We start from the raw sequence: 12,862 nt of genomic DNA on the forward strand, positions 1-12,862 counted from the left end.
TGAGGAACCGACATGAAAAAACCGACCCCACTCCCGGACGGCACACCAGCCCGTGACAGCACGCCGCGCAACCGAGGTGCACGCCAGTGAGCGGCTTCGATCCGTTCGGCTGCCACGTCTTCGTCGACGGCGCGTTCCGCGAGAGCGACTCGCTCGAGTCCACGGACGTGATCGACCCGGCGACCGAGGAAGCGGTGGGGACCGTCGCGGTCTGCGATCCGGATGAAGTCGAGGACGTCATCGAGAGCGCCGCCGAGGCGCAGGCAGCGTGGGGTGACGAACCTGCCGGAACGCGCGCGACGGCGCTCCACGAGGTCGCCGACTCGCTCGAGGCGGCCGACTTCGAGCCCATCGCGACGCTGATGACGAGCGAACACGGCAAGCCCTACCCCGAAGCGGAGGGGGAAATCGCGAACGTCGCGGGAATCTTCCGGTACTACGCCGAACTGGCGCGGGACGACCAGGGGAACGTCCCCGGCTCGACGCAGGCGAACTCGTTCCAGTTCGACCGGGCGTTTCCCTACGGCGTCACCGTCCATATCGTTCCCTCGAACTTCCCCGTCTTGCTGACGGCCTGGACGGTCGCCGCCTCGCTCGCGGCCGGAAACGCGGTGATCGTCAAACCGTCCGAACAGACGCCGCTCTCGACGCTCCAGTTCATGGAACACTTCCGGACGCTTCCCGAAGGGCTGGTCTCGTGTCTCACCGGTCGCGGCGAAACCGCGCAGGCGATGATCCGGTCGGACGGAACGGACGCCGTCGCCTTTACCGGCGGCGTCGAAACCGGACAGGCGGTGAGTACGGCCGCTGGCGAGCAGTTGATGCCTGCCGTCATCGAAGCCGGCGGCAACGACCCGCTCATCGTCACCGAACACGCGCCGATGGACGTCGCAATCGCCGGATCGACGACGGCCGCGTTTCACCTCTCCGGCCAGGTCTGTACCTCCGCAGAGCGGTTCTACGTTCACGACGCCGTCCACGACGAGTTCGTCGACGGCCTCGTCGAGATGACCGACGCGCTGCGCGTCGGCAACGGCTTCGAATCCAGCGAGATCGGTCCGCTCGTTAGCGAGGCCGCCCGCGACAACGTCGAGCGACTGGTTGAGGACGCCCTCGAGAAGGGAGCGACACTCGAGTGCGGCGGGCGCGTGCCGCCGGATCAGGAGACGGGCTGGTTCTACGAGCCGACGGTGTTGACGGACGCGACCCCGGAGATGGCCGTCGTTCGGGAAGAGATATTCGGTCCGATCGCTCCCATCTGTCGGGTCGGGAGCTTCGACGACGCGCTCGCAGAAGCGAACGACTCCGAGTTCGGACTGGGCGCGTCAGTGTTCACGACGGATCTCGAGGAGGCGATGCGGGCCTACGAGACGCTGGAGGCGGGCATGGTCTGGATCAACAACCCGATGATCGACAACGACGCGATTCCGTTCGGCGGCTGGAAGCACTCCGGTATCGGCCGCGAACTGGGTCGGCAGGGGCTGGACGCGTTCCGCCAGACGAAGATGGGCGTCATCGACTGGAGCCCGCAGGTGCACGACTGGTGGTACCCCTACCCCGAAGAGTGGTTCTACGACACCGAAGACGAGCGCTTCTGATCGGCGTCGTCCCGCGGTCACACGTCCGTTTTGTCGCTTTCGTCCGCGAACGCACAGCGAAGCGCGCCCTGGATGACGGCCTCCTCGCCGAGGGTGCTACACACGATTTCGGGCGTCTGCACGACGAGTTGGGAGTCGATCCGCTCGCGGATCGGCTGGAGGACTAACGACGGATTGTTGAGCGCGACCGCACCGCCGACGCTGACGACGGCTGGCGAATACGCGTTGATCACGTTCCCCATCCCGAGTACGTTCAGTTCGGCGATCCGGTCGACGACGCGCGTCGCGAGCGGATCCGTGCCGGCGCGCTCGAAGATCCGTGCGGCGGTAAGTTCGTCGGACTCGAGTGGAAGCGCGGTCTCCGGTTTCGCATCCGCATCTGCATCCGCAGCCAGCAGTCGAGCCAGTGCGGGAATACTGTTCCCCGAGCAGTAGGCTTCCCAGTGGCCCGTCGCCCCGCAGCCACAGGGGAGGCGGCCCGCGGCGTCGATCGTCATGTGGCCGACTTCGCCGGCGTTGCCGTCCGCACCCAGAAACGGGCTGCCGTCGCTTATCACGCCAGCGCCGATGCCGGAAGAGATAGTGAGGTACACGAGCGAGTCGACGTCAGGGTGAGTGTGGTGGTGTTCGCCGATCGCTCCTGCCAGCGTATCGTTGTGAAGGACGACCGACGCCGTCTCGAGCACGTTCGCGAGCGGATCGACGAGCGGGATCGGGTCGAGTGACGCTCCGTCGCGTCCCAGATTCGACGAGAGGCCGACTGTTCCCTTGACTCGATCGATCGCTCCCATCGATCCGATACCAGCGCCGACGGCGGCCGATGGCTCGATAGACGCGTCTCTACACGCCTCTCGAACAACGTCGAGCACCGCCCGCGTGATCGCGTCGGCGGTCGGTCCCTGCGGCGTCTCGGCTCTGGCACGGCCGACGATTGCACCGTCGTCACAACCGACGACTGCTCGAGCGTTCGTTGCACCGAGATCGACGCCGACGGCGTACATTACCAAGAATCATCCACTGAGTCGACTTAACTGTGCGCGTAGTCTACTCTACGTGCCACTGATGGAAGCGTCGTGTTGCGACGATCAAACGGTCCGTTAGGTCGGTACTGCCGAGCGTTTATGTTTCTCGTTTCGGTACGGTATTCCATGAGTCCGATCAGCTTCGGGACCGGCGGCTGGCGAGCGACGCGGGAGCACTTCACGGACGAAAACGTGCGACTGGTCGGACAGGGCATCGCGACGTACCTCACCGAAGAACAGGGCTTTACGCCGTCCGAAAACACCGTCGCCGTCGGCTACGACGCCAGGGCCACGTCGCCCGACGCCGCATCGAACCTCGCGGACGTCTTCTCGAGTGCCGGCTTCGACGTGCTCGTCACCGATCGAGACTTGCCGACGCCCGTCGTCGCCCACTCGGTCGTCGATCGAGACCTCGCCGGCGCGGCGATGGTCACCGCCTCGCACAACCCGCCAGAATACAATGGCGTGAAGTTCATCCCCGGCGACGCCAAATCCGCCATGCCGTCGATCACCGATGCGATCGAGAACCACATTGCACCGCCGGCTCCACTGCCCGAAGCCAAACGCGGAACTGTCTCCCGCTACGATCCCGTCGACGCCCACGCGACGCACGCTGTCGAACTCACCGAACGGTACTTCGGTACCGATCTCTCGGATCTCACGGTCGTCTACGACGCCATCCACGGCAGCGGTCGAGGGATTACCGACGCGCTACTCGAGTCCGCCGGTGCGACGATCGTCCGCCATCGCAGCGATCGCGACCCGACTTTCGACGGAAGAGCGCCCGAACCGAGTCCCGAGACGCTCGCCGAGCTCCCGTCGATCGTCGCCGAGCACGACGCTGACCTCGCCATCGCGAACGACGGCGATGCCGACCGGATCACGGTCTGTACTCCCGACCGAGGCGTACTGAACGGAAACCTCCTCTTCGCGGTACTCTACGAAGCGTTGCTCGCCGATGCGGCAGTGACGGGGGCCGCCGTCCGAACGGTTTCGACGACGTTCCTGATTGATCGGATCGCCGCCGAGTACGACGCCGACGTACACGAGGTGCCAGTCGGTTTCAAGTGGATCGCTGACGGGATGGCGACACACAGCGGACTCTTCGGCGGCGAGGAATCGGGCGGGTTCACCATCGACGGTCACATCGGCACGAAAGACGGTGTGCTCGTCGCGCTGTTAGCCGCCGCAGCGGCCGCGATCGAACCGATCGACGACAGACTCGACCGCCTCTTCGCGACGTACGGCGAAATCCACGCGGACAAGATCAGCGTCGATTGTCCCGACGACCGGAAGGACGACGTCATCTCCGGTCTCGAAACGGCGCTTCCCGATACCGTCGCTGGCCACCCCGTGGTCGATACCGTCGGTCTCGACGGCTACAAACTGCTCCTCGAAGACGGCTCCTGGATTCTCGTCCGACCGAGCGGTACCGAACCGAAGATGCGAGTGTACGCCGAGACGCCGACTGCCGACCAACTCGAGCCGCTCCTCGAAGCCGGGCGAAAACTCGTCGAAGCACAGTACGCCTAACCCGTTTTACTGGCGGAATCGGAGTTTACAAGCGGTCTCGGAGACTGCCTTAGAGTTGATCTCGGGATCGAGCCCGGTACGCTGACAGACACTCCAGTTGCACGGTTCCAGCAGAACCTCTCAACCCGTTCCAGGCAAAAGAGAGAACGATCGCAAGGTCGAAACGCACAAATGAAAGTCACCGAGGGAGTTCCAGAGGACGAGGTACTCGTAGTCCGGTCATCAGACTACGTCTGATGGGCAATCAGAAATCGAAGATTTCTGATGACGGCTTCGAACTCGAAAACATGAGTGGCCGACGTGCGACGCTCTGGCTCTCTACAATTGGACATCTCCACGTTCGCTACCACTGCGAAATCACCGAGGAAGCCACGGCCAAAAGAGTCACCGTTTCGGCTCATTCAATATATCATTAAGCAGTTTATACAGTAGTGGATCTTCCCGTTGAGTCCCTCAAACTAGTGATATCTGCAGATTGGATACCACAACAGATCACACTTGATTAGCACAATAATCAAGTGTGGTTTTATGATGGTCACCTCCCTCTATCAATCACGATCAATGGAATCTAGCCAGATCCGGGCTCTCGAGGGTGATCGAGCGTGAATTCGAAACCGACAGCCGTTGGGGCGCCGCTCGAGGAGTTCCTAAGGTCGAAGTCCAAGGGCGGCGAGGGAAGCGGGAACTATCGGCGGAACCTCGAGCGCTGTGTCGAGGACTTCCTCGAGTGGCTCGAGGCGGATTCACGGTCGGGAACAACATTCGACGAGATCGACGAGCGGACGTTTCGGCGGTACGCCCGCAAACTCGCGAGTCGCGAACTCGCGCCGGGGACGATTCGGACCTACTATGCGCAAGTCAGCGCCTATATCGGCTGGTGCGTTCGTGAGGGGCTCCTCGAGGCGAACTACGCCCAGCGAAACGTCGCGAAGGAGCCGCTGCCGGAGAACGACGGCCGTCGGTCGGGCGACCAACAGGCCTGGACCGACGAGCATCGGTTGCAGATCACCCGATACGTCGACGAACGTGCCCACGATGCCCTCGACGAGCAGGGATTCGGTGCCATCAGAGCGTTCCGCGACCGGGCGCTCGTCTACGTCCTCTGTTACTCCGGCGTTCGCGGCGGCGAAATTTTTGCGGATCCGAAGGACGACCGGCGAAACGGGCTCAGATGGGGGGACGTCTCGCTCGAGGACCGACGGATGACCGTCCTCGCGAAGAAACAGGACTGGTCCGACCGGTCGTTGACGAAACAGGCCATAAATCCCATGTCGCGATACAAAAGAATCGTCGATCCCGTCGGCGACGAGTGGCCGGTGTTTCCGACGTTTCACCTGCCCTCGCTCTACGAGACGCTCCGTACGGGTCTACGGGACGAACGCGGCTGGACGTCGGACGAGATCGAGGCACTCGTCGACGGGCTCACCGGTCAACTGGACGTTTTCGAGGCGTTTCGTGAGTACGAGTTGGCGCCACCATCGATCAACACGGATGGCGCCCGACGGATCATGCGACGGCTGTGTGCGGACGCGGGGATCGAACTCGAGGACAAGCACGGCTATCTCGCACCACACGGCGGCCGACGTGGCGCCGGCGAAGTGATGGTCCGCCAGCGCGGGTTCACTGCGGCCGCTCGGCTTCTGGACAACAGCGAGGAAGTGGTCCGACAGTCGTACTCGCACATCGAGGCGAAAGAGATGGCTAAAGACGCTGGTGACGCCTTTACAGAACACGATGCGTGAGGCGGTTGGCCCCATGTGACGACGCAATCTGTGGCCATTCACGGAAGCGAGGGTATTATTGTCCCTATGAATACCGATCCGATGGCTTCTCTCTTGAAGAAGGATTTCTGTCGTTGGTTGCGTCTGACTTCATAATACTGTGGGAGACCCGTTTGAGACTCGAATAGAGTGAAAATGGCCACAGTATTTTCAGTAGTTACAATATCTTCAATAGGTGTCTATTCTACCGAAAAGTAGATCTACGAGGTATCGATGGAACCACAGTCAACGTGTAGTTAGATCAGTTCGAAAAGCAATCAAAATATATTGGGCACTATTTTGGGAGGTATCTAGTTACGCCAGTTTGAGACGCGAGCAGGTCGTGAAGTTAGTCGGAACAAGTCTGAGACACTGACAAACTGGGGTAGTCGTCCGAATACCGAAATGGTCGCGAAGACACTGGACACGATGGGGTGTGGACACTGGACATCGAGCCATTCTTTCTAGACTCATTTATGGATCTGGCCCGATTGAGACGGGCCACCCATTCCGGCCCAAAATAAACATCACCGCAGATACGTTCCCATCAATCAGCGCTCGGCGCCGTACACAATTCGCGAGGGCGCTTCGTACCCGCAGTCGGGACAGTCGAACCAGCGCTGTACTTTCGCGCTGTCAGCTGTTTTCTTACCGACGAGGACGTCATCGTTCGGACACTCGAGACAACTCGGTTCGGGCGCTGGCCGTTCGTGGAGCTCTCTACGGAACGATTTCGCGTCTTTTTGACTCTCGTAGTAGTCCTCCTTACGGTGGGTTTGACGCACTATTCAACCGATCCAGGTCATCGTCCTCGTACGCTGCTCGCCACATCGTATGGACTACACGAGTGACGAGTGACACCTCGGTCACGTCGATACAGGACGGTTTGGCTGCCGTCGTGGCGGCCTCGGGAGGAGGGTCGAAATGGATCTCGGGTGAGTGTGTATTCGGGTGCCGATCGAATCGCCAATTGACGTCTTCGCTATCGACGTACTGAAACGAATACATCCCCGGTTCGCTCCACTGGATATCGAGTCGCGCAGCGTCGGCGTCTCCAAGGCCATCGCTGAGACTGATCTGCAGTTCCGTGGGTGCGACGACGTCATCGTATGAGGTTGCGTCGGCTAACGGCTCACGCTCGAGCCAGAGGTCACGAATCCGCTGAAGCGCCGGGAGATAGATCGGTCCGAACTCGCCGGCTCGGTCGTCCTCGCTCATACAGCGAGCTGGTGGCTGTCCTCGTCGTAGGCAAGTGCTGCTTGGGCGACGGCGAGATTCTGCCGCGTCGTTCGCCACGCGGTGAGGTCGTCCCAGCCCTCCGTCTCGTCGGCGTCGAGTTGCTGGCTGAGCTCTTCGGGTGACACCACGTCGTAGCGGTCCTCATAGCGCCGGATCTCGTCCTTCATTTCCTTGATGCTGTCGAGCAACTCCGGCCGAGTGACTTCTTCACGAAGCTCGCGGATCCGGGACATCAACACCCGGTCGCTGTTTCGCTTGTATAGCGTTGTTTGGCCGTCCTGCTCCGTCTCGGCGAAGCCTGTGTTCACGAGCGCCTTGCAGTGTCGACGTGCCGTCGGTTCGCTCACGAGGGCGCGGTCGGCGATATCGGCTGCCGACTGCCCACCGTGGGTTTGCTCAACGATTTCGTACACCCGCTCGAATGGCGTGGTATCCTCTTTCCAGTCCGCTTTGACCTGCTCGTTGATGTCATCCCACGTCTCGGTCATACTGGGTGCTACGCACTCTATGAACAGATAATTTCCTAAGAAAATTATTCCTTTCGACAGTGCTTGTATAGGAGCATCGTCAGGCTACCTGCTCTTCTAACGTGTCTTGATGCGACCGGATGGTCGTTGCAGTGACGCTCGCCACCTCCGCGACTTCCGCCTGCGTCAGCCATCGTCCCTCTTCGCGACCCGCCTTGTACAGACAGGCGGCTGCGAATACTGATGGTTTGACGCCCGACGCTACTCCTCACGGTTCCCTCTCTTGCTGGGGCAGTAGCAAGCATTGTAACGGTCGTCATCGCCGGTACCGCTATGTGGAACCGTGCGTGGGGACGGTGGAGACAACTTTATTACACGTTGGTCGCTCTCGCTACAGTTGCGTTCGTGGGCTTGCTCTGGTACTGGAATCTTCTCTGGTACCAGATGTGAGAGATAAGCTCGTCTGCTAACAGATTCCACAGGATACTCAGTACCGTCCTGCCAACGAATCCGAGTCAGATGAATTGAGAATACACCACTGCGACGAGGATTCCCAAATTGGCGACGATGCCGGCGTAGGCGACTGTGTAATCAAGGACAGTCAAGGCCAGCGAAAAGACCGCGACCGCACTCACCAACAACGGCCAGTGGTCCCAGTCTACGAGCACTGCGCCGGCGGCGGCGACGAATCCGATGGCAGCCACAGCCCAAAGGGCTCCGAACACACGCATACCCATGTCCCCTACATTCACCGCACCACCGAGGAGCGTCGTCTTGTAGGGAAATTCGGCGACGTCGGCGAGTCCGAGATACACGACGGTGCCGAGAAGATGAACAATCCCATGTCCAACAAGGATGATTAATCCCACGTACGTCAGGAGGCTCCTCATGCCTGTACTTATACAGTGCCTCAGAATGATTGTTTCGATATATGATGTTTGCGCCGAATGCAACATCCCGTCACTGCCCGTGTCAAAAACCATGCTAGTGCACCGCGACGCCGATCGGAGAAACGACTGAGGTGGTGAGCGTGTCTCAGATACCAATTCCCCGCCCGTACCGTCTCGCATCACTCACGACGCTACTACTGACGACAGTTGCCACCAGTGTTGGACTGCTCGTCCCGAACTTCTACCGAGATCACCCAGTGTTACTCCCCCAGATATACGGGCAAGACCTGTTAACGCTCGTGGTTGGAGTTCCAGCCCTCGCTATTTCACTGTACTACGCGAACCGCGGGTCACTACGAGGCTACGTCGTTTGGCTTGGCGTGACTGGCTACCTGTTGTATACTTACGCTTCGTACGCCTTCATGACCGCGTTCAACGAACTATACCTCGTGTATACGACGTTAGTCTGGCTGACGCTGTTTACGTTCGTCGGCGGGATGGCTCGACTTGACGCAGCGACGCTGAAACAGGACCTCGATGAGGCATCCGTCCGCCCCTACGTCGCCTTCCAGCTATCGCTGGCCGTATTAGTCTCGTTGCTATGGTTCTCGGAGATTCTGCCGGCGACCCTCTCGGGGACGACACCGGCGAGCATCGCCGAACCAGGACTCCCGACGTCAGTAATCTACTCGCTGGATCTTGGCATCATCGTCCCTGCATTTGCCTTGACGGCCTACTGGCTCTGGAACCGTCGGGCCTGGGGATACGCGTTCACCGCCGTCCTGCTCGTGAAGATCGCCACGCTCGGCGGCGCAGTCTTAGCAATGGTCGGATACATGATCCTCGATGGACAGTCCGTACGGCTGCCCCAGATCCTCATCTTTGGAACGTTGACAGCCATCAGTCTGGGGCTGATGGGTCGATTTCTAATGGCGATCGATCCCGAGTCCGACCCAGCCTGGGCAGGAACAAGTTCCGATAGCGGGGATGCAGCGTAGCGAGAGGCCGGGCTACGTCTGCTTGAGGAAGAAGGTAATAGTCGTTCACTCGTAGTTTGATACAGGATCCACCGAATGTGACGTACCGAGTCCGTTGTCACTCAGGCAGCGATACCGGCTCGAACTTCTGTAGTCCGAAGTACGTCACCACGACGGCCCCAAGGCCGATCAGAAGGAGCCCGCCTGCGATTAGATCACCGAGGATTGGAACTGCGCCGGCCACCTGTAACAAGACCATGATACCGACGACGCCGATTCCGGTCGCCAGCCCAACCCTAGGCGTGTCCAACTGCTTCCCGGCAAGATATCCCAATCCGATGATCCCGTAAGCAATCGTCACCAGGCCGATCAGGAGTCCGAGGATGCTCACAGGAAGAAGAACCAGGGTAAACGCCATGAACACGAACACTGCCAGGAACGTCACGGAGAGGAGTGCGCCCACGGTAAGGCTGATCACCGGATGGTCCCGCGCGGTCGTTCCGATATTTTCGAGCAACACTGGACGCTTTCGGGAGAGCCACGCCCCGATGAGGGATAGGAACAAGGTCGTCAGCACGACCGGCGTGTACGCAGCGATCGGGCCGGGTTCGGCAGGCGCGAACTCGACAGTGGATCGCTCAGCAATGACCGCGTTATCCGCAAACTCCTCGGTCCCACCGATGTGCTGGAGTTCACCGTCGATCGTTCCTCCGTCTTCAACGACGAGCGACCCCGACAGTTGCGTTACGTCGCCTTCGACTTCCCCGTGAATCTGGAACTCGCCGCCGATGACGTAGACCGGTCCGGAAATCGTTTCGTCGTCCGGAATTGTGACGGTCGCATCGCCGACGATCAACGCGCCCCGATGCTCGGTGATCTCGTGGTCACCTTCGATGACCAACTCGGTGGTTTCGACGTCCACCCCGCCGGCCGAGATCATGAGCAGGACGATTATCAATAGCGGAATGAGTTCCAGATTCATGACGATACCTCTCCACGTGCTAACTCGAACATTCGATGGACGTATAGCAGTACGGGCAACGCGACGATGAACAGCAGCGAGAGTGCGTTGACGTACGTCATGTGACTCCCGAACGGGAGTCCGATTCCCTCGGAGTACAGTGCCAGGGCGGTACTCATGAACGTTGCCAGCCACCCCGCGATTCCGACGCCGAGGGCCGTATGCGTACCGATCGTCTCGGTGGTCGAGAGATCCGGCCAGAGTGCGAAATTGAGCGTCGTATAGAAGCTGACCGCGAGCACGTAGAACATCGGCAGGATGAGCGCAGGCGTCTCGCCGACTCCAAACTGGAAGTCGAACACGTACAGCAGGTGCGTGAACGCGAACAGGCCGAACACCCAGAAAAACACCCAGTTCCGATCGAAATTCGTGTACAGGACGCCGGCGGCGAGCGCTCCGACGATGTGCAACACGGCAATGAACAACCGAACGCTCAGGTCTGGCGATTGCCAGGACGTGTAAATGTAGAGCGGCTCCTCGATGATTCGGAGAAATCCCAGGCTATCGATGAAGAAGACGCCGAACATCAACAGGACCGGTCCCCAGAACGCGACGCTCAGTGTCCGAACCGACGTCGGTCGGCAGAACCGTCCGATCCCAAACGTACTTCGTTCGTGCTGCCCGGCGAGGGTATCGACGAACGCGAACCGCTTCACCGAAAGCACGGCCAGGATCAGCACTGCTGGGACCATCATCGCGCTCATGACGAGACTGAACTCGTCAATCCGCCACTCGACTGGATACAGCGCTGCGACGAAAAACGAGAGGCCCGCCACGACCGCGGCGACGTATCCACGGTCTCTAACAGGGATAAAATCGAGCATGAAGCTGAACGTCACCGGGATGCCGAGTCCGAGCGTGGCTGAACAGACGACGACCCAGAGCACGAACTGTTCGACCGTACTCACGAACGGAGCAGCAATCGTCAGCAACAACTGGACGAGAATAATCAGAAAGAGCAGGCGAAACTTCACGTACAAATCGGTACTCCACCCACGCCGATCCATTACGAGGCCGCTGCTGACGGCGGCGACGAGTGTGAGAAGCGCGAGTACGGCCATCACTATCGAAACATCCTCGGGGGTCATCCCGATCTCTCGCGTCCCGAGATCGGTCAATCCCAACTGAACGAAGGTAAGATTGTAGTAGTAGCCCGCCGTGAGCGCAGAGACGTAGATTAGGTAGCCAGTGATTGGAATCCACTGGCGCTCACGGACGAAATCGAAGAGCTTCATAGAGTACTGTGTTCCTCAACCCAGTATAAATATTGTTTCTCGATTTATATATTGCCAACGATACAACTCAAATGTTTTTGAGGTTATTACTAGGTGTTGTCATCCATATACGTCACTTCATCACCCTCGATACAATCAGTAGAGCGAGATTATCCAGCGGATTCCAACCGCAGGAACAATTGGTAGATTGTAAACCGGAATATCCCCACGCTTAGCAATCCTCACTCTTCATGGTAGGGAGGATGTCAATCGTTTGTTCTTGGAGGCAATTGTTTTCACACCAGGACTGTAAAGATAGATCGGATTTAAGTCTGGGGTCGGGAACCCATTTGCCTCAAAGAGCGTGTTCTCCACAATCTTGACGTTGGCGTCGTACAACGGCCACGGGTCATGCTGGATATCAGCGTAGCGGACGGCCCCATCCGGAGCTTCGGAATAGTAGCGGTAGCGTTTCCTCACCGTCGCGGAATTTGCTCCTGAAAGCAGTCAGTTGCGGTGCCGTTTCGCTACCCATAAAAAAGTAAGGCGGTACAATTCTGTGGTGGCCTCTATCAAAAATCGACCCCCTCAGCGGGCGTCGTGACTGGACCGATATGAGTTTAGTGGAACGAGAGTAGACTCCGAACCCGCTGATGGGACTCGGTATTCGATACTATTCCGCCATCTTCTCATATTCAAATACAGTTCGATACTTAGAGAGTCTTGATGTCGAGCGTAGCCGAAAGACAGCCACGATTGGATTCACAAATGCGTTCGACAGCCGGCGGTGACGAGGAACCGTATCACGTCGCGCTTGACGAGATGGTGATTCAACGTGACGAACGTCACTATTGGCTGTACAGTACTGTCGATCCAGTAACGAACAAAATACCCCATATGCGGCTGTGTTCGACGATGGCGACCACATTGACAGAACGGATCTGCGAGAGCTCACCGAGAAACATAATTTGGCGATGCTGTATTTCTCGTCCATAAATCAAAACCGCTCCAGACTGTACTCCGCTGAACTGGCTCCAAGTTCGATATGGAAAACATCGAAATCGGACCGCTTCCCAACATGTATTTTATTATATGGAAGATCATACCTCTTTGGTATCAAACTGTTTTAGTCGTGTACAAC

The 12,862-nt window shown here is 59.0% G+C and carries 11 protein-coding genes and 2 pseudogenes; 4 read left to right on the forward strand and 9 right to left on the reverse strand.

Annotated features, from left to right (window positions below; translation table 11 throughout):
- The first annotated feature begins 86 nt into the window (after nucleotides 1-86).
- A complete protein-coding gene (locus ACSFC5_RS20860; RefSeq protein ID WP_440767142.1) occupies nucleotides 87-1,598 on the forward strand; it encodes an aldehyde dehydrogenase family protein in 1,512 nt (503 codons plus the stop codon).
- A 17-nt stretch (nucleotides 1,599-1,615) separates the two neighbouring features.
- Here ACSFC5_RS20860 and ACSFC5_RS20865 read toward each other — a convergent pair whose 3' ends face one another.
- Entirely contained in the window at nucleotides 1,616-2,599 is a 984-nt protein-coding gene (locus ACSFC5_RS20865; protein ID WP_440767143.1) for an ROK family protein, read from the reverse strand.
- 147 nt (nucleotides 2,600-2,746) lie between these two features.
- Here ACSFC5_RS20865 and ACSFC5_RS20870 point away from each other — a divergent pair, with 147 nt between their 5' ends.
- Together ACSFC5_RS20870 and ACSFC5_RS20875 are read left to right on the forward strand one after the other, a co-directional pair.
- Nucleotides 2,747-4,153: a phosphohexomutase domain-containing protein gene (locus ACSFC5_RS20870; protein WP_440767144.1), complete on the forward strand. Its 1,407-nt coding sequence runs from the start codon at nucleotides 2,747-2,749 to the stop codon at nucleotides 4,151-4,153.
- A 602-nt stretch (nucleotides 4,154-4,755) separates the two neighbouring features.
- Complete coding sequence (locus ACSFC5_RS20875) at nucleotides 4,756-5,895, forward strand: tyrosine-type recombinase/integrase (protein WP_440767145.1); 1,140 nt, start codon at nucleotides 4,756-4,758, stop codon at nucleotides 5,893-5,895.
- A 569-nt stretch (nucleotides 5,896-6,464) separates the two neighbouring features.
- Here ACSFC5_RS20875 and ACSFC5_RS20880 read toward each other — a convergent pair.
- From ACSFC5_RS20880 to ACSFC5_RS20900, 5 genes and pseudogenes are all read right to left on the reverse strand, one after another.
- Nucleotides 6,465-6,668: pseudogene (locus ACSFC5_RS20880) on the reverse strand (DUF7568 family protein); the annotation flags it as partial.
- A gap of 10 nt (nucleotides 6,669-6,678) precedes the next feature.
- Complete coding sequence (locus ACSFC5_RS20885) at nucleotides 6,679-7,131, reverse strand: toxin-antitoxin system TumE family protein (RefSeq protein WP_440767146.1); 453 nt, start codon at nucleotides 7,129-7,131, stop codon at nucleotides 6,679-6,681.
- On the reverse strand, nucleotides 7,128-7,640 hold the full coding sequence (locus ACSFC5_RS20890; RefSeq protein WP_440767147.1) for a winged helix-turn-helix domain-containing protein: 513 nt from the start codon (nucleotides 7,638-7,640) through the stop codon (nucleotides 7,128-7,130). The genes ACSFC5_RS20885 and ACSFC5_RS20890 overlap by 4 nt, the downstream gene beginning before the upstream one ends.
- Nucleotides 7,641-7,719: 79 nt before the next feature.
- A pseudogene (locus tag ACSFC5_RS20895) lies at nucleotides 7,720-7,887 on the reverse strand (transcription initiation factor IIB family protein); the annotation flags it as partial.
- 247 nt (nucleotides 7,888-8,134) lie between these two features.
- On the reverse strand, nucleotides 8,135-8,509 hold the full coding sequence (locus ACSFC5_RS20900) for an ABC transporter permease (RefSeq protein ID WP_440767148.1): 375 nt from the start codon (nucleotides 8,507-8,509) through the stop codon (nucleotides 8,135-8,137).
- Nucleotides 8,510-8,643: 134 nt separating this feature from the next.
- Between ACSFC5_RS20900 and ACSFC5_RS20905 the strand changes: the two genes are divergently transcribed.
- Entirely contained in the window at nucleotides 8,644-9,507 is an 864-nt protein-coding gene (locus ACSFC5_RS20905) for a hypothetical protein (RefSeq protein WP_440767149.1), read from the forward strand.
- A 97-nt stretch (nucleotides 9,508-9,604) separates the two neighbouring features.
- Here ACSFC5_RS20905 and ACSFC5_RS20910 read toward each other — a convergent pair whose 3' ends face one another.
- The 3 genes from ACSFC5_RS20910 to ACSFC5_RS20920 form a co-directional block, all read right to left on the reverse strand.
- Nucleotides 9,605-10,468 (reverse strand): DUF8173 domain-containing protein, encoded by an 864-nt coding sequence (locus ACSFC5_RS20910; protein ID WP_440767150.1) that lies wholly within the window; start codon nucleotides 10,466-10,468, stop codon nucleotides 9,605-9,607.
- Nucleotides 10,465-11,742, reverse strand: a complete 1,278-nt coding sequence (locus ACSFC5_RS20915) for an MFS transporter (RefSeq protein ID WP_440767151.1) — start codon at nucleotides 11,740-11,742, stop codon at nucleotides 10,465-10,467. Before ACSFC5_RS20915 ends, ACSFC5_RS20910 begins: the two co-directional genes overlap by 4 nt.
- A 228-nt stretch (nucleotides 11,743-11,970) precedes the next feature.
- A complete protein-coding gene (locus tag ACSFC5_RS20920) occupies nucleotides 11,971-12,201 on the reverse strand; it encodes a DUF2071 domain-containing protein (protein WP_440767152.1) in 231 nt (76 codons plus the stop codon).
- Nucleotides 12,202-12,862 lie beyond the last annotated feature (661 nt).

It is taken from the genome of Natronorubrum marinum (genome assembly GCF_052040125.1).
GTDB lineage: Archaea > Halobacteriota > Halobacteria > Halobacteriales > Natrialbaceae > Natronorubrum.